Annotated in this window: 16 protein-coding genes; 9 read left to right on the forward strand and 7 right to left on the reverse strand. The window is 63.4% G+C overall.

The features are described 5' to 3' along the window. Positions 1-54 precede the first annotated feature (54 nt). Positions 55-339 (forward strand): putative quinol monooxygenase, encoded by a 285-nt coding sequence (locus IF690_RS23585; protein ID WP_023967088.1) that lies wholly within the window; start codon positions 55-57, stop codon positions 337-339. 22 nt (positions 340-361) lie between these two features. On the opposite strand, the gene IF690_RS23590 is transcribed toward IF690_RS23585, so the two are convergent. Genes IF690_RS23590 through IF690_RS23600 form a run of 3 tightly spaced genes read right to left on the reverse strand, consistent with a single transcriptional unit; the run spans position 362 to position 3,184 of the window. Next, positions 362-1,870 carry a glucosyltransferase domain-containing protein gene (locus IF690_RS23590; protein ID WP_202697588.1) on the reverse strand — a complete coding sequence of 503 codons (1,509 nt, stop codon included), beginning with the start codon at positions 1,868-1,870 and terminating at the stop codon, positions 362-364. Position 1,871: 1 nt separating this feature from the next. Continuing rightward, entirely contained in the window at positions 1,872-2,813 is a 942-nt protein-coding gene (locus tag IF690_RS23595) for a glycosyltransferase family 2 protein (RefSeq protein ID WP_202697589.1), read from the reverse strand. Further along, the gene (locus IF690_RS23600; protein WP_202697590.1) at positions 2,810-3,184 is read right to left on the reverse strand and encodes a GtrA family protein; all 375 of its coding nucleotides are present in this window, start codon (positions 3,182-3,184) and stop codon (positions 2,810-2,812) included. The genes IF690_RS23595 and IF690_RS23600 overlap by 4 nt, the downstream gene beginning before the upstream one ends. A 370-nt stretch (positions 3,185-3,554) precedes the next feature. Here IF690_RS23600 and IF690_RS23605 point away from each other — a divergent pair, with 370 nt between their 5' ends. Continuing rightward, a complete protein-coding gene (locus IF690_RS23605) occupies positions 3,555-4,151 on the forward strand; it encodes a papain-like cysteine protease family protein (protein ID WP_202697591.1) in 597 nt (198 codons plus the stop codon). Positions 4,152-4,161: 10 nt separating this feature from the next. Then, entirely contained in the window at positions 4,162-4,761 is a 600-nt protein-coding gene (locus tag IF690_RS23610) for a hypothetical protein (protein WP_202697592.1), read from the forward strand. Between the two features lie 129 nt (positions 4,762-4,890). On the opposite strand, the gene IF690_RS23615 is transcribed toward IF690_RS23610, so the two are convergent. Further along, positions 4,891-6,312 (reverse strand): amino acid permease, encoded by a 1,422-nt coding sequence (locus IF690_RS23615; RefSeq protein WP_202697593.1) that lies wholly within the window; start codon positions 6,310-6,312, stop codon positions 4,891-4,893. A gap of 579 nt (positions 6,313-6,891) precedes the next feature. On the opposite strand from IF690_RS23615, the gene IF690_RS23620 reads away from it, so the two are divergent. The 3 genes from IF690_RS23620 (at position 6,892) to IF690_RS23630 (ending at position 11,660) form a co-directional block, all read left to right on the forward strand. Then, positions 6,892-9,999, forward strand: a complete 3,108-nt coding sequence (locus IF690_RS23620) for a transglycosylase domain-containing protein (protein WP_202697594.1) — start codon at positions 6,892-6,894, stop codon at positions 9,997-9,999. Positions 10,000-10,302: 303 nt separating this feature from the next. Continuing rightward, positions 10,303-10,878 (forward strand): PadR family transcriptional regulator, encoded by a 576-nt coding sequence (locus IF690_RS23625; RefSeq protein ID WP_202697595.1) that lies wholly within the window; start codon positions 10,303-10,305, stop codon positions 10,876-10,878. Beyond that, a complete protein-coding gene (locus IF690_RS23630; RefSeq protein ID WP_202697596.1) occupies positions 10,875-11,660 on the forward strand; it encodes a siderophore-interacting protein in 786 nt (261 codons plus the stop codon). The genes IF690_RS23625 and IF690_RS23630 overlap by 4 nt, the downstream gene beginning before the upstream one ends. Before the next feature lie 231 nt (positions 11,661-11,891). Here the strand turns inward: IF690_RS23630 and IF690_RS23635 are convergent, their stop codons facing one another. Both IF690_RS23635 and IF690_RS23640 read right to left on the reverse strand, forming a co-directional pair. After that, positions 11,892-12,551 (reverse strand): Pr6Pr family membrane protein, encoded by a 660-nt coding sequence (locus IF690_RS23635; protein WP_202697597.1) that lies wholly within the window; start codon positions 12,549-12,551, stop codon positions 11,892-11,894. Positions 12,552-12,560: 9 nt separating this feature from the next. Then, on the reverse strand, positions 12,561-12,791 hold the full coding sequence (locus IF690_RS23640; RefSeq protein WP_007923118.1) for a VF530 family protein: 231 nt from the start codon (positions 12,789-12,791) through the stop codon (positions 12,561-12,563). Between the two features lie 350 nt (positions 12,792-13,141). Here IF690_RS23640 and IF690_RS23645 point away from each other — a divergent pair, with 350 nt between their 5' ends. The 3 genes from IF690_RS23645 to IF690_RS23655 all read left to right on the forward strand — a co-directional run bounded on the left by IF690_RS23645 (position 13,142) and on the right by IF690_RS23655 (position 19,411). After that, the gene (locus tag IF690_RS23645; RefSeq protein WP_202697598.1) at positions 13,142-15,181 is read left to right on the forward strand and encodes a TonB-dependent receptor; all 2,040 of its coding nucleotides are present in this window, start codon (positions 13,142-13,144) and stop codon (positions 15,179-15,181) included. Between the two features lie 304 nt (positions 15,182-15,485). Continuing rightward, positions 15,486-16,859 (forward strand): carbohydrate porin, encoded by a 1,374-nt coding sequence (locus IF690_RS23650; protein ID WP_202697599.1) that lies wholly within the window; start codon positions 15,486-15,488, stop codon positions 16,857-16,859. 131 nt (positions 16,860-16,990) lie between these two features. Then, positions 16,991-19,411: a glucose/quinate/shikimate family membrane-bound PQQ-dependent dehydrogenase gene (locus IF690_RS23655; protein WP_202697600.1), complete on the forward strand. Its 2,421-nt coding sequence runs from the start codon at positions 16,991-16,993 to the stop codon at positions 19,409-19,411. 170 nt (positions 19,412-19,581) lie between these two features. Here the strand turns inward: IF690_RS23655 and IF690_RS23660 are convergent, their stop codons facing one another. Further along, positions 19,582-20,526 carry an IS110 family transposase gene (locus IF690_RS23660; RefSeq protein ID WP_202697134.1) on the reverse strand — a complete coding sequence of 315 codons (945 nt, stop codon included), beginning with the start codon at positions 20,524-20,526 and terminating at the stop codon, positions 19,582-19,584. Positions 20,527-20,896: the final 370 nt, after the last annotated feature.

Raw genomic sequence — 20,896 nt, forward strand, 5'->3', positions numbered from 1 at the left:
CGCCCCGCCATTGCGGCGGGGCGTTATTGATCGATAGGCAAAGGACGCAAACCCGTGCTCAAAGTCATCGCCGAAGACTTCATCAAGCCCGAACACCTCGACACCGTGCGCCCCTGGTACGCCGAACTGGTGGAGAAAACCCGCCAGGAACCGGACTGCATCGCCTACGACCTGTTCGTCGACCAGCAAGACCCGGGGCATTTCATCTTTATCGAGCAATGGCCAGACCGCGCGGCGCTCAAGGCCCATTGCCAGACCGAGCACTTCACCCGCCTGGTGCCGCAGATCAATGCCTTCCAGGCCAGGGAATGCCGTGTGCTGCTGATGGATCAGTTCTGACCCGGCGGATAAGGCCAGCGCCTCACCAGTGCAGCGTCTTGATCGGCGCGGGCTCCTTCATGACGATAAAACCGTAGTCCCCCAGCAGGTAGATCCGGTAGTAGCGGCTGTCCACCAGCGGTGGATAGCCCTGGTAACCGACCAGGGTCGCATTGCGCCGGCCCTTTTCCGCGACCACGTTGGCAATGCCCACCTTGGGCAGGTTCTCGGCCAGCATGAAGAAGTCGATGTTCAGCAGGTAGTGCAGCACCGGCATCTGCTTGAACGAGCCCGCGGCCGCCAGCAGCCAGTGATCGGAATAAGTCACCGACATATAAATGCGCTTGGCCTCGCGCAGCTGCCGGTGGCGGGTGATGTCGCGCTCAAGGCTCGACAGCGCGCTGGCCGCCAGGGTTTTCTGCACCGTCAGCACCCGGCCATAGGCGAACGACAGCGACAGCATCGCCAGCAGCGGCACCGTCAGCAGCAGCGGCAAGCGCTCATGGAGCGCCGCCAACGCCAGGTGGCTCAGATAGAACAGCAGCACCAACAGCAGCGCAAAGCCCATCAAGGTTCGGGCGCCTTCATTGAAGTCGCGGAAAAACAGCGCGATCCCCGACACCAGCACAATCACCAGCGGCAATGCCAGCAGGCAGACCAGCGCCATCACGACCTTTTTCAGACCGCTGTCCGGCCGCTTGAGCAGGTTCATCCCCAGCCGCACGCAACCGGCAAGGGCGCACAGCGCCAGCACGGCGAATACCCAGGCGAACCCGCCGTGAAACAGCAGCACGACTTTTTCCAGCACCCTGGCGATGTTGACCTGCAGTTGCAGCAAGGGCTGCGCCGACCCGTTCAACAGCAAGGTGCGGGTCTGATCCATGAAGGGGTAGGCGGTGACGCAATAAATCGCCCAGCCCAGGGCCGCCTGGGCGATCTTCCAGCCGATCATTTCCCACCAGCGCGGCCAGGCAGTCTTGTCATTCGCGCCGCGGATCACCTCCAGGCAGCACAGGCCCAGGAACACGTTGATGCTGATCTGATAGAGCCCGATGGCCAGCGCGACCAGCAAGGCCGGCACCAGCCATTGCAGCACGCGGTACGGGTTGCGATAGGTGATGGCGTAGATCACCGCCACCAGGCTCAGGGCCATGGCCGGGCCGTCGTATTGATACGACAGGTTCTGCAGAAAGAACGGGTTGTACCAGAGCGGCAACAGCACCAGGCAGCAGGCCGCCGTCGGCTGCGGGTAATAGTGGAAAGTCAGGCTGGTCAATGCCGCGGCCATGGCGAGCGTGGCGATCAGCAGCGGCAAGGGAAAGATGTTCGGCGCGGCATTGCTGAAGGTCAGGGCGTTGTAGAACAGTTCGGTAAACAGCCGCCCCTGCTCCGTCCAGGCGGTGCCGGCCGACAGCGAACGCCAGTTGTCATCGATATAGGGAAAGTCCGCGAGGATCAGCGGCAGCACATACAACAAGGTGGCGAACAGAAAAAACAGCCAGACCTGGCGGCGTCCGAGTTCCCCGCTGAGCAAGCTGCCCATTCTGTCCATGCTAGAGCCCCAGGCGGTCTTTGCCGCCGATGACGTCCTTGATCACGTAGCGCGGCCGATGCTTGGTCTCGATATAGATACGGCCGACGTACTCGCCGAGGATGCCGATGCCGATCAACTGCACACCGCCGAGAAACAGAATGGCGGTCATCAACGAAGGGTAGCCGGGCACGCTGTTACCGAAAAGGATCTTGTCCAGGACCATGTACACCGCGTAGAGCACCGCGAAAATCGAGATACCGCCACCGACGTAGGTCCACAACCGCAACGGCACGGTGCTGAACGAGGTAATGCCTTCCAGCGCCAGGTTCCACAGTTTCCAGCCATTGAACTTGCTCTTGCCCGCCACCCGTTCGGCGCGCTCGTATTCCACCACCATCGTGGTGAACCCGGCCCACGACAGGACGCCCTTCATGAACAACTGATGCTCGGGCAGGGTACGGATCACATCGACCACCCTGCGATCCATCAACCGGAAGTCGCCGACGTTTTCCTCGATCCGGGTGTAGGCGATACGGTTCAACAGGTGGTAGAACAGCGCCGCGCTGCAGCGCCTCAGGTAACTCTCGGCAGTACGCCTGCGGCGTTTGGCGAGGACCACGTCGGCGCCCTTCTGCCATTTCTCGATCAGCAGCGGGATGACACTGATCGGGTCCTGCAGGTCGACGTCCATGGGAATCACCGCATCGCCACTGGCGTGCTCCAGCCCGGCGAACAACGCCGGCTCCTTGCCGAAATTGCGTGAGAAGTTGATCAACAGCACCTGCTCGTCCACCTGCGCCAGGGCCTTGACCTCCTCGGCCGTGCGGTCGGAACTGCCGTCGTTGATAAACACGATCTCGACTTCACCCTGCTCGAAACGCAATTCGCGACGCACCGCCTGGTAAAACAGGCCGACGGCCTGCTCTTCATTGAAGACCGGAACGATCAGCGAGATCTTCATCGTTCACACTCGCGGAACACCAGGTACTTGGCGAACAGGAAACCCGCCACCAGGCTCAGGGCGGAAAACGCCAGTACTGTCAGCAAGCCGGGCAGCCGCCACACATCCCCGGCATGCCCGACACCCAGGCTCAGCGCCCCCATGCCTCCCAAAAACAGCAGATAGCCGCCGACCGACGCCTTGGCGGCGAAGGTGAAGCGCGCGTTCATATAGAAAGAAAACGACGCCGCGACGCAAAAGGCCGCCAGGTTGCTGAGCGCCTGGCTGAGGCCCGCCACCAGGCTCAGCAAAAAAAACACCAGCCAGTGGATCGCAGTGTTGGCGATGCCGATCACCGTGTATCTGGAGATTCCCTTCCATAAGAGTCCCATTAGTGACTCTCCCGCGTTGAACGTTGCTCAACTTGTATGGCAGGTTTTTCTGCCCATCGATTGGCGAAATCGCTGATCCCGCGCTCTTTCAGACGTGCGGCACCCAAGCCGGCCGGCATGGGCCGTTGTCGTGCAAGCCCCTTCCCTGGCCTCTCCTCCCTTGACTGCTTGCCTACAAAAAATTGCATTAATGCATAATTTAACTTGCACAAACGCATATCACGACTAAGGTTACCCCTGAGCCCGACCGGAGCAGGCCATCGAGGATGGCGAACCCCACAGGCCGGTCAGGGGCTTTCGAAAAACGCTTCATCGCAATACGCAACAACGACACAAGCTGGACGCTTGTTTTCACTCATGGAGGATGAAAATGCTAACCCTTGAAGACACACCCTTTACCCGTACAGGTCCTGCGCAAGCACTGCCGCAGTGCCTGGTCGGCACCCTGCTCGATGCCGGACTGAGCGAAGTCGACGACCGCGCGGAACACGCCGCCCTGGCCGCCAGCCTCAACTTCAGCATTCAGCAGCAAACCCAGACCAACTGGTGCTGGGCCGCGCTGTCGGCCTCGGTCGGCAACTATTACCGCACCGGCTCCTGGACTCAATGCGGGGTCGCCAACGCGGAACTGGGGCGCAATTCCTGCTGCAACCAGCCGGGGCCATGCAACGTGTACGGCTACCTGGACTCGGCCCTGCAAACCACCCGCAGCTTTGGCGGCATGAGCCAGGGTTCGATCCAACTGTCGGCCATCGAAAACCAGATCAACATGGGGCGCCCCGTTGGCTTGCGCTGTGCCTGGTTTGGCGGCGGCGCGCACTTTCTGGCGATCTATGGCACCAACGGCAGCTACCTGCTGATTGCGGATTCCATCTACGGATATTCGACCCGTGCCCTGAACACCTTCCCCCGCTCGTACAACGGCGGCGGCAATTGGACCAACACTTACTTCACCCGGAAAAACTAAGGAGGGCAGCATGCAACTGACTTATCCCAAGGCACCCGCCAACGGCGCTCAGGTACTACGCCCGGCTCTCCAGGCCGCCCTGCAGAGCAAAGGCTTCGGCGTCAACCGCCAGTTCGCCCAGGCCACGGCCAGCAAAGTGAGCCTGTCCGAGCCCTACCGTGGCTACTCGCTGAGCCTGGAAGACCTGGCCCAAGGCAAAGGCCTGCAACAGGCCACGCTGGGGGACTGGCATTACCTGGTGTTCAGCGATGGGGTGTCGATTGCCGACGCCCAACTGGCGGAAGTCGGTGGCCAGGTCGAGTTCTCGTCACTGAACCACGGCGCCCTGGCGTCGGCCACGGTCAACGCGCTGAACCTGGCGGAAAAGGCGCCGCACCTCAAAGGCCGGACCTTCGAGCTGCGTGTGCTGTTTGTCTCGGCGCTGCATGTCGCGGCGATCTGGCTGCACGCCAGCGACGAAGACGTGCTGATCCCGATCGAACCGACACCCAAGCACCTGGCGAGCACCAAGCTGTACAGCGAGGCCGCCCTGCTGGCCCTGCTGGCGCCCGCCGCGCAACAAGCGAAAACGGCGTTCGATGCGGACACCACGGGGCTGTTGGGAAGCTGACCGCGCACCGGCGATCGGGCTGCGGTAAACGGGTGATCACAACACTAACACCTGGAACCGCAGCAACATCGCCCGCATAAAAAAGCCCCGGTCACTGACCGGGGCTTTTCGTTTAATCGCCTGATGGCGTTACGACGCCGAACGCACCGCGCCCTGCTGGGCATTGTTCGGTTGCAGCTTGAACAGGTAGAACAGCGCCGTCAGCAGCACCAGGAACGCCGGGCCCACATACAGCGCCACGCGGGTGTCCGGGAAGTAGGCCATCAGCCCCACCACCAGCACCAGGAACGCCAGGGCCAGGTAGGAACTGACCGGGTACAGCCACATGCGGTATTTCAGGCCGGCCCGTTCCGAGGCGCTCAGGCCTTTGCGGAACTTGAGCTGGGCCAGGAGGATCATCACCCAGGTCCAGATCGCGCCGAAGGTGGCGATGGAGGTCACCCAGACGAACACCTTCTCCGGCACCAGGTAGTTGAGCAGCACGCCCAGCAGCAAGGCGAAGATCGACAGCAGCAGCGCGCGACGCGGTACGCCGTTGTTCGAGGTCTTGGCGAAACCGGCCGGGGCCTGGCCGTTCTGCGCCAGGCTGTAGAGCATGCGCCCGGTGCTGAAGATGCCGCCGTTGCAGGACGACAGCGCAGCGGTGATCACCACGAAGTTGATGATGCCGGCGGCGGTCTTGATGCCCAGGCGCTCGAAGGTCATCACGAACGGGCTGCCCTGGGTGCCGATTTCGTTCCAGGGATAGATCGACAGGATCACGAACAGCGCGCCCACATAGAACAGCAGGATGCGCCAGAACACCGAGCCGATGGCGTTGGGAATGGTCTTCTGCGGGTTCTTCGCTTCACCGGCGGTGAGGCCGATCATCTCCACGCCCAGGTAGGCGAACATCACCATCTGCAGGGACATCAGCACGCCGGTCACGCCGTTGGGCATGAAACCGCCGTGGGTCCACAGGTTGGAGATGCCCAGCGCCACGCCGTCATTGCCGAAACCGAAGGCGATGATGCCGACGCCACCGATGACCATGGCGATGATAGTGACGATCTTGATCAGGGCGAACCAGAACTCGAACTCACCGAAGGCCTTGACCGCGATCAGGTTGATCGAGCCCATGCTCACCAGGGCCGCCAGGGCCCAGATCCAGCGCGGCACGTCGGGGAACCAGATGCCCATGTACACCGCCACCGCGGTGATTTCCGCGACGCAGGTCACCAGCCACAGGAACCAGTAGTTCCAGCCGGTGAGGAAACCCGCCAGCGGGCCGAGGTAGTCTTGCGCGTAACGGCTGAAGGAACCCGCGACCGGGTTATGCACGGCCATCTCGCCGAGGGCGCGCATGATCACCAGAATCGCCAGGCCGCCGAGGATGTAGGACAGCATGATGGCCGGACCGGCCATTTCAATGGCCTTGGCCGAACCGAGGAACAGGCCGACACCGATGCAGGCGCCAAGCGCCATCAAGCGAATATGCCGTTCGCCGAGTTCGCGTTTCAGCGGGCCGCCTTGAGCGGTCTCGCCTTGGGGCAGGTGGTTGCCAACTGGCATAGGGTACAACCTCATCTTGTTATTGGATGTGAGCCACCGAGTCTGTGAGGCACGGACGGATAACCCGTACCCGCCAGATCGGATCGACCTTGTGGGCCGACACGTCTTGTAGGACAAATCCTGCAAGATCAGTGGGGCGTGCAGTATAAAAAGCTGACGGCAGGCTTTTTCACTCTATAAACAGCTAAATTCAGAGAGAAATCTCGGTATCTTCGGGTTTTGCGGAGTGGCATTACCTGGATTTTTCGCCGTTTGTCATTTTTGAACGGCGCCGAGTATTGCACAGCCATGGTGCAGCGTCATGCCCCTACCTAGGACGTATTTACCGCTCGCAATGGCTCTATCTCAGGCTTCTTTCGCCTCGCCCCAGCCCCTGTAGGAGTGAGTTTGCTCGCGATGGTCGTCAACGATGACGCGGTGTATCCGAAGCATCGCGGCGCCCTCGGGTTTATCGCGAGCACGCTCGCGCCTACAGGGAAGGTGAATGCTTTCAGGCCGATCACAAATTTTTCACCATTGCCCGCCACCGTCTAAGCTTCAGACAAGTCCGATCAATCTGCGGGAATGGATCAGTCGACTATGGGTGCTTTGTGGCAGACCGATTCGAGTAAAAAAGTAGTGCCAACTGATCGCGTGGAAGAAGCGCCTATCCCTGAGAAATCCCATTCAAGCCGGCTTTGGTGGCGGCTGTTCTGGCTATTGCTGCTGATGGCGCTGGTCGCCCTGGGCTTTGCCGCGTCCAAGGAAATGCGCACCTCGAAACTGCAGGCGCGCGAGCTCAGCAAGTTCGCCGCTGACCTGACCTATTCCATGGCCCCCGGGCCCAGCGATGCCATCGTCTACCCCGGCGCCGGCCCCTTCGACAAACGCCTGGGCTATAGCGCCCTGGATGATTTCCTGGCGCGCCTGCTCAAGCGCGGTTACGTGGTGCAGGCCCAGACCCGCTTCTCCCCCGCGTTGATGAACTACAGCGAAAACGGCTTCTTCGTACCCTATACCGAGAAGATTCAGGCCGGGCTGTCGATCACCGATTGCCGTGCGGCGCCGCTCTATCAATTCAAGTACCCACAACAGCTCTACTCGAACTTTGCCGCCATCCCGCCGGTGATGGTGCGCAGCCTGCTGTTCATCGAGAACCGCGAGTTGCTCGACCCCGAGCAGCCCCTGGCCAACCCGGCGGTGGACTGGCCGCGGTTCGCCAAGGCCGCCTGGTCGCAAGTGGCCAAGCTCCTGCATCTGCCCGGGCAGACGGCGGGCGGCAGCACCCTGGCGACCCAACTGGAAAAGTACCGGCACTCGCCGGACGGCCTGACCGTGTCCGGCGCGGAAAAGATCCGGCAGATGATTTCCGCCAGCGTGCGTGCCTACCAGGGCGGCCAGCAGACCCTCGAGGCCCGGCGACGCATCATCCGCGACTACCTCAACAGCGTGCCCCTGTCGGCGGTGCCCGGCCACGGTGAAGTACACGGCATGGCCGAAGGGCTGCGGGTCTGGTACGGCGCCGACTTCGCCCAGGTCAACCAGCAACTGGCGAGCACCGCCAGCGATCCGCAGAGCCTGGCGCAACGCGGCCTGGCCCTGCGCCAGGTGCTGTCGTTGATGATCGCCCAGCGCCGGCCTTCGCATTACCTGTCCAAGGGCCGCCGGGAGCTGGCCGAACTCACCGACAGCCATATCCGCCTGCTGACCCAGAATGGCGTGATCGATACGCCGCTGTCGGACGCCGCCCTGGCCAGCAAGGCCACCTTCCGCGACTGGGTGCAGCAACCGACGATCCAGCCGATCGAAACCAACAAGGGCATCAGCGTCGCCCGCAGCCGCCTGGCCGGCCTGCTCAACCGGCCGCTGTACGACCTCGACCGCCTCGACCTGTCGGCCACCAGCACCCTGCAAAGCGACCTGCAACGCCAGGCCACCGAGTACCTCAAGCACCTGGCCGACCCGGTGTTCGCCGGCGAGATCGGCCTGCTCGGCGAACGCCTGCTGACGCCGACCAGCACCACCCAGGTGCGCTACAGCTTCACCCTGCTCGAACTGACACCGGACGGTTCACGGGTGCGGGTCCAGACCGACAGCACCGACCAGCCCTTCGACATCAACGAAGGCAGCAAGCTGGAGCTGGGCTCCACCGCCAAGCTGCGGGTCCTGACCACCTACCTGCAGATCATTGCCGAACTGTACGAGCAGTACGGCGCCGAAACCCCGGCGGTACTGAAGAAAGTCGAGATCGCCGAACAGGACCGCCTGAGCCGCTGGGCCGTGGACTACCTGATCCAGAACAGCGACCGCAGCCTGCCGAAGATGCTCGAGGCGGCCCTGGACCGCAAATACTCGGCCAGCCCCGGCGAGAGCTTTTTCACCGGCGGCGGGCTGCACACCTTTCATAACTTCCGCAAGGAAGACAACGGCCGCATGCCGACCCTGCGCGACGCCCTGCGCGAGTCCATCAACCTGCCCTTCATCCGCCTGATGCGCGACCTGGTGCGCTACAGCACCTACGCCGGCCCGAGCAACAGCGCCAACCTGCTCAAGGATGACGGCGACCCGCGGCGCCAGGAATACCTGGCCAAGTTCGCCGACCGCGAGGGCACCTCCTTCCTCCTGCGGTTCTGGAAGAAATACCGCAACAAGGACACCCAGGCGCGCCTGGACACCTTCCTCGACAGCATGCACCCGACGCCGATCCGCCTGGCGGCCGTGCACCGCTACCTGCTGCCGGAAGCCAGCCAGGAAAGCTTCAACAGCTTCATTCGCTCGCACCTCAAGGGCGCCAAGCTCACCGAGAAACTCACCGACGAACGTCTGGACAAGCTCTATTACAGCTACGGCCCCGGCTCCTACGACCTGCCCGACCAGGGCTATATCGCCAAGGTGCACCCGCTGGACCTGTGGCTGCTCGGCTACCTGCTGAACCACCCCGACGCCAAGTTCAGCGAGATCGTCAAAGCCAGCGAATTCGAGCGCCAGGAGGTCTACAGCTGGCTGTTCAAGAGCCGGCACAAGAGCGCGCGGGACAGCCGCATCCGCACCATGCTGGAGATCGAGGCATTCCTCGATATTCACCAGCGCTGGCAGAAAGTCGGCTACCCCTTCGACCACCTGGTGCCCTCGCTGGCGACCGCCATCGGCAGCTCCGGCGACCGTCCCGCGGCGCTGGCCGAACTGGTCGGCACCATCCTCAACGACGGCGTGCGCCTGCCGACCCTGCGCATCGACAGCCTGCATTTCGCCGCCGATACGCCTTATGAAACCAAGCTGGTCAACGACCCGGCCGAGGGCAAGCGGGTGATGCCTTCCGAGGTGGCCACAGCGCTACGTGGCGCCTTGTCGCAAGTGGTGGATGCAGGCACCGCCAAGCGCCTCTCCGGCAGCTTCAAGCTGGCCGACGGCACGCCGCTGGCCATGGGCGGCAAGACCGGCACCGGCGACAACCGCATCGAGGCCGTCGGTTCCGGCGGACGGGTTCTCAGTTCGAAATCCATCAACCGCACCGCCACCTTCGTGTTCTATATCGGCGAACACCACTTCGGCACCCTGACCGCCTATGTACCGGGCGCCTCGGCCCAAGGCTTCAAATTCACCTCGGCCTTGCCGGTCCAGGTGCTCAAGGGCATGGCGCCGATCCTCACGCCGTACCTGCAACCGGGCAGCAATACCCAATGCCTGGGCAGCCTGGCCCAACGCTGAAACGTCCCCCCGCCCGTAGCCGCCTGTAGCCGCTGCCGAGCCCCGCGAGGCGGCGATCGGCTTGGGCGGCACTCCGACGCAGCAGACGCAAAGGCAGTATCCCCAATTTGCCTGATACACCGTGTCGCCTGGTTTGGCGGCCGCTTCGCGACCGATCGCAGCCTCACTTCGTTCGGCAGCGGCTACCGGTATTTCTCCAATCCTTCTCTCCGACCAACGGCTGGCCTGTCTGGCGCAGAAGGGCTTGCGCGGTTTTTAAGATATATCTTAAGTTATGTCTTAACCAAACAGGAGAAAGAGAAAATGAGAGAACACCACCCTCCCCACCGCGAGTACGGCGACGGCCACGACGGCTTTGAAAAACGCCCCGGGCGCGAACGCGGCGGCCGCGGCCCACGGGTCTTCGCCCCCGGCGACCTGAAGCTGCTGTTGCTGGCGTTGATCGCCGAGCAGCCATGCCACGGCTATGACCTGATCCGCCAGATCGAAGGCATGTTCGATGGCGCCTACAGCCCCAGCCCCGGCGTGATCTACCCGACCCTGACCTTCCTCGAAGAGAGCGAATTGATCAGTGGCGACGCCGAAGGCGGGAAAAAACGCTACAGCGTGACCGACGCCGGTCGCCTGTCATTACAGGACCAGGCGATTGCCCTGGACGGCGTGCGCATGCGCATCGACGTCAGCAAGCGCTCGCTGCGCGGCCACGATCGCCCGGCGGAAATCCACGAGGCGGTGCACAACCTGCGCCACGCCCTGCAGATGCACCACGGCCGCTGGAACCCGCAAGAGATCGTGCGGGTCCGCGACCTGCTGAACAACACCGCCCGCGCCATCGTCGACGGCCCGGCCCCCTCTTCTCCCCAGGAGTCAGCTGAATGAGCGCAGACAACTCGCCAACGATTCATCGGGTCAGCCACGAGATCAAACGCCGCCGCCTGGAAGTGCTGCGGGTGGTCGACCTGACCCCGCGCATGCGCCGCATTACCCTGGGCGGGCCAGAACTCGCTGGCTTCATCAGCCTGGGCAGCGACGACCATGTGAAGCTGCTGTTCCCGCAGAATGCCGAACAGCAGGCGGCCCTGGAAACCCTGGTGCTGGCCCCGGGCAAGGACAACGGCGTGATGCCGGCCATGCGCGACTACACGCCACGGCGCTACGACCTGGACCTCGGTGAGCTGGATATCGATTTTGTCCTGCACGGCGACGGCCCCGCCTCGACCTGGGCCGAGCAGGCCAAGCCCGGCCAGTTCCTGCATATCGGCGGGCCCCGCGGCTCGATGATCGTGCCGGACATCTTCGACAGCTACCTGCTGATCGGCGATGAAACCGCACTGCCGGCCATTGCCCGGCGCCTGGAAGAATTGCCGGCCGGGCGCCGGGTGCTGGCGGTGATCGAGATCCAGGACGCCGCCGAGCGGCAGGTGCTGCAGAGCGCGGCGCAGGTCGAGGTGATCTGGGTCGAGCGCGACGGCGGCCAGCAGGACCTGCTCAGCACCGTGCGCGGGCTGCAGGTGCCGAGCGGCAAGCTGTACGCCTGGGTGGCCACGCAAAGCAAAGTCTCGCGGCAGATTCGCCGGGTGCTGCTGGACGAGCACCGACTCGACGACGCGTTCGTGAAGGCCGCCGGTTATTGGCGCCTGGACAGTAGCGAGGAAGAATAAACGGCGGCGTTGCCGCCTATCGCGACAGCACGGCTCCCGGCTCAACATTGGCCCTGTAGCCGCTGCCGAGCCTGCGAGGCTGCGATCGAGGACGAAGTCCTCGCAAAGCCTGAGCACGCGGTGTGCAGGGAAGAACAGGTCGCCTGGTTTTACGACCGCTTCGCGGCCGATCGCAGCCTCGCAGGCTCGGCAGCGGCTACATGAATCTCGGCTCTTCCCGTCACCACACACTCAAGCCCGGCGACGCCCCAACCAACGATCCAGCCCGACAATCCCCAGCGCCACCAGCACGAACCCCGCCAGGATCCCCAACGCATTCACGAACGCCTGTGCATAACCCAGCTTGTCCACGTCGACAAAAGGATAGGGATACAGCCCCAGCACATGCCCGCGCAGCAGGACATAGGCGAAGTACAGCAGCGGGTAGAGCATCCACCCGGCGACATGCCGCAACCCCAGGCGGCCCTTGGGCACGCAGCACCACCAGTAGACGAGAAACAGCAGCGGCATTACGTCGTGCAGCAACTCGTCCGCCAGCAACTGCCAGCCCTGGGGATGCCACAGGTGACGCAGCAACAGGCTGTATGCCAGCCCCACTACCAAAATGCTCACCGCGATACCGCTGCTGACCCAGGGTTGCAGAAAGAACCGCTGCCCCCGTGAGCTGCGCAGGTTCAGGGCACAGGTCAGCACCACCGCCACCAGGGTGTTGGTGAGCACGGTGAAGAAACTGAAAAAGTTGATCAGCCCGCCCAGCAGGCTGGCGTCCACCGTCCAGCGCAGATGAAGAATCAGGTACAGCTGGATCGTCAGCCCCGCCCAGCCGAGCAATGCGGCCAGCGCGGTGAACAGCCGTTTGCCGCCTGAAGGAAAAACCGGCTCGACAGCCATCGAAGGTCCTTAGAGCGGGCGTTTGGTGCGCTGCAATTTCACGTACAACTGCTCGACTTTCTCCCGCGCCCAGGGCGTCTTGCGCAAGAAGGTCAGGCTCGACTTGATGCTCGGGTCGCTCTTGAAGCAACGGATATCGATGCGCTCGGCCAGCCCCTGCCATTCGTAATGTTCCACCAGCGCCTTGAGGATCTGTTCCAGGGTGACGCCATGCAGCGGGTCGTTGTTCGTTGCAGTCATGCCGGGCCTTTGAGCAAGAGAAAAAGGAAGTCGCGCACCTTAGCCGAGGCTTCGATCCGGTGGAAGGGCGAACACTCATCAACTGTAGCCGCTGCCGCAGGCTGCGATAGCGCCGAAGGCGCTCATGCACCTGAGATCGCCGCGAGCGTTCCGCTCGATCGCAGCCTGCGGCAGCGGCTACATCGGAACGAATGTCCCCTCTTCCTGAAAAAGTTCCTTCCTTTTCGCGCCAAGAGAGATGTTATATTGTATCAATACAAGACAAACCCCTGATCCAGACACCTCGCCGTGTCACGCCTGTTCTCTTTTGACTCAAAGCGCACAGCCCCGCGCTTGCCAAGGAATGACCGATGTCCCTCTCTGCCCACCGCCCTTCCCGCTCTTCATTCTGGCGCCTGACGCCGCTGTCCGCCGCCTTGCTGCTCGCCTCCCAGGCCCACGCCCTGGAACTGCAACCGCAGGTCATCACCGCCAACCCGCTGGGCAGCCAGCAAACGGCGGCACCGAGCACGGTACTGGAAGGCGACGACCTGACCCTGCAACAACAAGGCAGCCTCGGTGAAACCCTGAATAAACAGCCGGGCGTGTCCTCGTCCTACTTCGGCCCGGGCGCCAGCCGGCCGATCATTCGTGGCCTGGATGGCGATCGCATTCGCCTGTTGCGCAACGGCGTCGGTGCCCTGGATGCGTCGTCGCTGTCCTACGACCACGCGGTGCCGCTGGACCCGGTCAACGTCGAGCGCATCGAGATCGTCCGTGGCCCGGCCGCCCTGCTGTATGGCGGCAGCGCCATCGGCGGCGTGGTCAACACCTTCGACAACCGCATCCCCACCGAGGCCATCGAAGGCATCCACGGTGCCGGTGAATTGCGTTATGGCGGTGCCGACACCACCCGCAGCAGCGCGGGCAAGCTGGAAGCCGGCAACGGCACCTTCGCCCTGCACCTGGACGCCAACTCGCGGCAGTTCAACGACCTGAAAATCCCCGGCTACGCCCGCAGCCGCCACGCCCCGCCGAGTGAAGACGGCAACGGCAAGAAAGGTCGCCTGGGCAACAGCGACGGCCGTCAGGACGGTGGCGCCATCGGCGGCTCCTACACCTGGGACGACGGTTACGCCGGGCTGTCCTACAGCAACTACGACTCCAACTACGGCTCGCCCGCCGAAGAGGACGTGCGCATCCGTATGAAGCAGGATCACTACGCCTTCGCTTCGGAACTGCGCAACCTCGACGGCCCTTTCAGCTCGCTGAAACTCGATGCCGGCTACACCGATTACCAGCACCGTGAAATCGAAGGCGGCGAGACCGGCACTGTCTTCAAGAACAAGGGTTACGAAGCCCGTGTCGAAGCCCGCCACCAGCCCCTCGGCCCGCTCAATGGGGTGATCGGCACCCAGGTCAGCCGCAGCGAGTTTTCCGCGCTCGGCGAAGAAGCCTTCGTGCCGCAGACCGATACCGACAGCGCCGCGCTGTTCATCCTCGAAGAACTACAGGCCACCGAGCGCCTGAAACTCAGCCTCGGCGGGCGCCTGGAGCACACCCGCGTCGACCCGGACAGCAAAGGCAACGAGCGCTTCAGCCAGGCCGACAGTTCCAGCAGCTTCACCGCCGGCAGCCTGTCGTCGGGCGCGGTCTATACCCTGACGCCGATCTGGTCCGTGGCCGCCACCCTGGGCTACACCGAACGCGCCCCGACCTTCTACGAGCTGTATGCCAATGGCGCCCACGTGGCCACTGGCACCTATGAAGTCGGCGACGCCAACCTGTCGAAGGAAAAAGCCGTGTCCAGCGACCTGGCCCTGCGTTTCGACAACGGCACCCACAAAGGCAGCGTCGGAGTGTTCTACAGCCACTTCTCCCACTACATCGGGCTGCTCGGCAGCGGCCGCACCCTCAACGATGAAGGCGAGGAAGCCGCCGGCGGCATGCCGGAATACACCTACTCCGGGGTCCGCGCGCGGTTTGCCGGCATCGAGGCCCAGGACCGTTGGACGCTCGGCGAAAGCGCCTACGGCAAGTTCGCCCTGGAACTGTCCGGCGACTACACCCGCGCCAAGAACCTGGACAACGGCGAAGCCCTGCCGCGCATCGCGCCGCTGCGCCTGAACAGCGGCCTGCTGTGGGAACTGGATCGCTGGCAGGCGCGCATCGATGCCGAACACGCCGCCAGCCAGCGCCGCGTGCCGGACAACGAAAGCGGCACCGACGGCTACACTACCCTGGGCGCCAGCGCCGGCTACCACTTCGACATCGGCAGCAGCCAGTGGCTGGCCTTCGTCAAGGGCGAGAACCTGACCAACCAGACCGTGCGTTACGCCAGCTCGATCCTGCGCGATATCGCCCCGGCCCAGGGGCGCAGCATCGAGGTCGGCTTGCGCACCACCTTCTGAGGCTCTGACCCGCGACGGCCTGCAACGGGCCGTCGCGCCACGGCTTTGCTGGCGCCCGGCGCGTCGGCAGGGCCTGTGCTCAAGACGGCGAAACAGCACTGTTACCGAATCCGAAATGATCCATGTCAACAAAAGCCCTTTCTCTCGCCTAGCCCCCTGATTTATTCTTCGCGCCGCTCAAGCTGAATCCTTTAATCCTGCCCTTTGAATCAGCTGTATTAACGTGCTCGCACTGCCGCGAACCGAGCCACGTCGAGCCTTTGCTTGCCTGCCCATTTCCCTGAACAAGACCAAGATTTCATCTATGCCAGACGTTCAAACCCTTAAAGACAGCGCTGTCTCTCGCCCTGCCACCCTGCACAAAACCGTGACCCTGCTCAGCGCCTTCGGCCTGGCCACCTGCGCCCAGGCCGCACCGGCCTTCGACAGCGAATCTCCCTGGATGCTCGGCGACTGGAACGGCAACCGCACTGAGCTGGCGAAAAAAGGCTATGACTTCAAGGTCGACTTCGTCGGCGAAATGGGCGCCAACCTGCATGGCGGCTACGACCATGACCGCACCGCGCGCTTCAGCGACCAGTTCGCCTTCGGCAGCCACCTGGACCTGGGCAAGATCCTCGGCTGGAACGACGCCGAGTTCCAACTGACCATCACCAAGCGCGACGGCGACAACATCAGCAACGACCGCATCAACGATCCGCGGGTCGGCGGCTTCACCTCGGCCCAGGAAGTCTGGGGTCGCGGCCAGACCTGGCGCCTGACGCAGATGTGGTACCAGCAGAAATTCCTCGACCAGAAACTCGATATCAAGGTCGGCCGGTTCGGCCAGGGCGAAGACTTCAACAGCTTCCCCTGCGACTTCCAGAACCTGGCGTTCTGCGGTTCCCAGGTCGGCAACTGGGCTGGCAGCGTCTGGTACAACTGGCCGGTCAGCCAATGGGCGCTGCGGGTCAAATACCACCTGACGCCTGAGCTCTACGCGCAGATCGGCGCCTATGAGCAGAACCCGTCCAACCTCGAGCGCGGCAACGGCTTCAAGCTCAGCGGCAGCGGCACCCAAGGCACCCTGCTGCCGGTGGAGCTGGTGTGGACGCCGAAGCTCAATGGCCTGCCGGGTGAATACCGCGCCGGTTACTACTACAGCAGCGCCAAGGCCACCGACGTCTATAAGGACAGTAACGGCCAGCCGGCCGCCCTGAGTGGCGAGGCCTATCGCAGCAGTTCGAGCAAGCACGGCCTGTGGCTGGGGGCGCAACAGCAGATCACCAGCCTGGCCAGCGACCACTCGCGCGGCTTGAGCCTGTTCGCCAACGCGACGATGCACGACAAGAAGACCAACGCCATCGACAACTATGTCCAGGCCGGCCTGGTCTACAAGGGCCTGTTCGATGCGCGCGCCAAGGACGACATCGGCTTCGCCATGGCCCGGGTCCACGTCAACCCGGCCTACCGCAAGAACGCCGAAGCGACCAACCAGGCCAACCTCGTCCAGGACTACGACAACCCGGCCTACCTGCCGCCCCAGGACACCGAATACAGCGCCGAGCTGTACTACGGCGTGCACCTCACCCACTGGCTGACCGTGCGCCCGAACCTGCAATACATCCGCCACCCGGGTGGCGTGGACAAGGTCGACGACGCGCTGATCGGCGGGATCAAGATCCAGAGCTCGTTCTGATGGCCCCCTGGGGCTGGCCCAATCTGAATAAAACTGTTTTTACCCAAACACTGCTGAACCATGCCCGTGCTTGATCGTCATCTACAGTGAACAAGCGCGGGACTACCTTAAACGTCACGGAGAACCACACTATGAGCACTGATGGTGCTTCAAGTCCGAGCCGCCTGCTGCCGAGCCTGCTCGGTATCTTGCTGCTGCTAATGGGCCTGGCCATGCTGGCCGGGGGGATCAAGCTGAGCATGCTCGGCGGCTCGCTGTACTACCTGTTGGCCGGTATCGGCCTGATCGTCAGCGGCGTGCTGCTGCTGGCGGGGCGTAGTTCCGCGCTGCTCGTCTATGGGGTGGTGCTGTTCGCCAGTTCCGTCTGGGCACTGTGGGAAGTCGGCCTGGACTGGTGGCAACTGGTGCCACGCCTGTCGCTGTTCTTTGCCCTGGGTGTGGTTCTGCTGCTGCCATGGTTCCGTCGTCCGCTGCTGCGCAACGGCCCGGCGCCGCTGGGTACCGCGGTACTGGGCGTGGCCGTGGTCCTGGCCGGTGGTGCCGCGATCAACAGTCAGTTCACCAACCCGGGCGAGATCTCGGGCGAACTGGGCCGTGAAAGCGCCGACACCACCAGCGCCGCGCCAGCCATGCCCGAAGGCGACTGGCAGGCGTATGGCCGTACCGAGTTCGGCGACCGCTACTCGCCGCTGACCCAGATCACCCCGGCCAACATCGGCAAGCTGCAGGAAGCCTGGCGCATCCGCACCGGCGACATGCCGACCGCCAAGGACCCGGTGGAAATCACCAACCAGAACACCCCACTGAAGGTCAACGGCATGCTCTATGCCTGCACCGCCCACAGCCAGGTGCTGGCGCTGGACCCGGACACCGGCAAGGAAATCTGGCGTTTCGACCCGAAAATCCAGGGCCCGAACGGCGATGACTTCCGTGGCTGGGCGCACATGACCTGCCGTGGCGTGTCGTACTACGACGAAGCCAACTTCAACAAGAGCGACGCCATCAGCACCCCGGCCAGCCTCTCGGCCGCAGGCCAGGCCATCGCCGCCAGTTGCCCGCGTCGCCTGTTCCTGCCGACCGCCGACGCACGCCTGATCGCGATCAACGCCGACACCGGCAAGGTCTGCGAAGACTTCGGCAACAAAGGCGCGGTGGACCTGAAGGCCGGTATCGGCCCGTTCACCCCGGGCGGCTACTACTCCACGTCGCCGGCCGCCATCACCCGTAACCTGGTGATCATCGGCGGCCACGTGACCGACAACGAGTCGACCAACGAACCGTCCGGCGTGATCCGCGCCTTCGACGTGCACGACGGTCACCTGGTGTGGAACTGGGACGCCGGCAACCCCGACGTAACCACTCCGCTGCCGGAAGGCCAGACCTACACCCGCAACTCGCCGAACATGTGGTCCCTGGCCAGCGTCGACGAGAAGCTGGGCCTGGTCTACCTGCCACTGGGCAACCAGATGCCTGACCAATGGGGCGGCAACCGCACCGCGGGTGCCGAGAAATTCAGCGCCGGCACCGTGGCCCTGGACATCGACACCGGCAAGCTGCGCTGGAACTACCAGTTCACCCACCATGACCTGTGGGACATGGACGTGGGCAGCCAGCCGACCCTGGTGGACATGAAGACCACGGACGGCATCAAGCCGGCGCTGATCCAGCCGACCAAGCAAGGCAGCCTGTACGTGCTGGACCGCCGCGACGGCACCCCGATCGTGCCGATCCAGGAAGTACCGGCACCGACCGGTGCGGTCGAAGGCGACCACACCGCGCCGACCCAGGCCCGTTCGGACCTGAACCTGCTGCCACCGCCGCTGGAAGAAAAAGGCATGTGGGGCGCCACGCCGTTCGACCAGATGCTGTGCCGTATCCAGTTCAAGGAACTGCGCTACGAAGGCCAGTACACCCCGCCGTCGATCCAGGGCAGCCTGGTCTACCCGGGTAACGTCGGTGTGTTCAACTGGGGCAGCGTGTCGATCGACCCGGTCCGCCACCTGCTGTTCACCAGCCCGAACTACATGGCCTTCGTTTCCAAGCTGGTGCCGCGCGCCGAAGTCGCCGCCGGCAGCAAGCGCGAAAGCGAAACCTCCGGTGTGCAACCCAACACTGGCGCGCCTTACGCGGTGATCATGCATCCGTTCATGTCGCCGTTCGGCGTACCTTGCCAGGCCCCGGCCTGGGGCTACGTGGCCGGTATCGACCTAACCACCCACAAAGTGGTGTGGAAGCACAAGAACGGCACCAGCCGCGACAGCTCGCCGGTACCGATCGGCCTGCCCATCGGCGTGCCGAGCATGGGCGGCTCGATGGTCACTGCCGGCGGCGTCGGCTTCCTCAGCGGCACCCTGGACCAGTACATTCGCGGTTATGACGTGAACAACGGCAAGGAACTGTGGAAATCCCGCCTGCCAGCGGGCGGCCAGGCCACGCCGATGAGCTACACCGGCAAGGATGGCAAGCAGTACGTGCTGGTGGTCGTGGGTGGCCACGGCTCGCTGGGCACCAAGATGGGCGACTACATCATTGCCTACAAACTGTCGGAATAAGCGTTACCGGCGGTGAATGAAAAGGCGGCTACCTGCGGGTAGCCGCCTTTTTTGTGGGTGGCGTTTGGGGGAGTTTCTTCGGCTTTTCATTTTGTATTGCCCGGCCTGACGTCATCGCGAGCAAGCTCGCTCCTACAAGGACGATGCACTACCTGTAGGAGATTCTATGTCTACCCAACCGTATCAACCGCCGGTCGATACGGTTGTTGGGTCTTCATCAGGGCGAAAGCGATACGGGCCAACTTGCGGGCGAGGATGACCAGCGCTTCTGTTCGTTTCAGGCCGCGTTGCAGGTATTGCTGGTAACGCTGTTGCCAGGCGGCGGTCCTGCTTGCCGCCATGGCGGCGTTGTGGAGCAGGCGACGGATCTCCGAGTCGCCTTGCTTGCTCAGTTTGCGCCGACCGCTGTAGCGCCCGGATTCCTTGACCCGCACATCCAGGCCCAGGAAGGCGATGAACGCATCGCTGTTGCGGAAAGATCCTCGCAGGAACGCCAGGTTGAGGGCCGCAGCGGTGAGCGGGCCGATGCCTTCGATCGCCTGGCAACGCTTGGCCTGCTCAGCCAGGCCCGCCTCCTGCAACGCCTTGTGCACTTGCTCGTTAAGCCGCCGTTCCAGGCGTTTGATGCGCTCCAGTACCGGTTTCAGCTCCCGGGCCATCTGCCGGTCTTGAGCAAAACTCAGGCGCAAGGCGGTGGCGCTGCGGACCAGCGTGGCGCGCCGGCGCAGCAGCAGTTGCAGGCGCCGATAAGCCTTGCAGGCGGGGTTCCAGGGATGCAACTGGTTCTGCTCATGGGCCAGGTAACGCGCCAGCAAGCGGGCATCGCTCTGGTCGGTTTTGGCGCGGCCACCGATCCCCTTGCGGTAGTTGCTCAGGCGGTAGCCATCGATGACATAGATCCTGTGCCCACATTGGTAAGCCAGATCCGCCAGCAGGACGTGGTAAGTGCTGGTGGCCTCGATGGCCACGGCACAGTCTGCGGGCAATGTTTTCAACCAGGTCACGATCGCGCGTCGATCGTTGGCCAACGTAGCGCTTTGCTGCGTATCGAGGCGATACAGGCTCAGGTTTTCCTTGGCGACATCGATGCCGATGATGGGGGTTTGTATTGTCATGAGACGCTCCTGCAGACAAGATAAAACGACCTGTCGGGGACTCACGTTTGGCGCAGGCTTGTAGATATGGTCGGTCTTGAGGTGGTGCTCAAGCCGATGGATTCCTTATCGGCGCTTGTGGTGAACGCGAGAGTGGGGGAAATCTCCTACCGTCTGGCTTGCAGAAGCGAGTTAAGTCCCTCCACCCCGACAGGCCTACCTTAGGACATACAAGCGAGCTTGCTCGCGATAGGCCCGCCCAACCACCGCAAGGCCCGCCAGGTAATAGAGATTCATGTAGCCGCTGCCGCAGGCTGCGATCGACCGGCACGGTCGCGGCGCTCTGAGGACCGCTGGAGGTTCGCGGGAAATCGGGAACCAAGGCCCTGCG

It is taken from the genome of Pseudomonas sp. SK3(2021) (assembly GCF_016772375.1).
Classification (GTDB): Bacteria; Pseudomonadota; Gammaproteobacteria; order Pseudomonadales; family Pseudomonadaceae; genus Aquipseudomonas; species Aquipseudomonas chlororaphis_I.